This window comes from Pseudomonas sp. NPDC085632 (assembly GCF_044541255.1).
GTDB lineage: Bacteria > Pseudomonadota > Gammaproteobacteria > Pseudomonadales > Pseudomonadaceae > Aquipseudomonas.
This window is the reverse complement of record NZ_JBITSX010000078.1, coordinates 1811-2182: the sequence shown is the minus strand read 5'-3', so window position 1 is coordinate 2182 and position 372 is coordinate 1811. Positions and strand designations below refer to the sequence as shown.

Sequence of the window (372 nt, the reverse complement as noted above, 5' to 3'; positions counted from 1 at the left end):
TACTGTGTTCGGAAGCCAAGGTTCCTCTACCTTTCTTAGTAAGTTTACTGCTATACTTGCCGCCGGTTTCTTCATAACCAGCTTGGGGTTAGGATACTTTGCTAAAGAGAAGGCTCACCAGCTGACTCAGGCAGGCCTCCCAAATCCAGCAGTGTTGGAAGTGCCTAAGCAACAACAACCGGCTTCTGATGATGTCCCGGTGCTTCAAGAGCAAAAGTCGGCTACTCCAGCGACTGACGTACCTCCAGCTCAAGAGCAGAAGTAAGAAGAGTTTCAAACGTAGTTTTGCCGAGGTGGTGGAATTGGTAGACACGCAACCTTGAGGTGGTGGTGAAGGTCGTACCTCTGGTGGTCGTCATCCGGTATCGCCAT

At 50.5% G+C, this 372-nt stretch carries 1 protein-coding gene; it reads left to right on the top strand.

Annotated features, from left to right (window positions below):
• Nucleotides 1–265 (top strand): preprotein translocase subunit SecG (gene secG / locus ACIF4X_RS28195; protein WP_397484576.1); only part of this gene is annotated, 265 nt, incomplete at its 5' end.
• Nucleotides 266–372 lie beyond the last annotated feature (107 nt).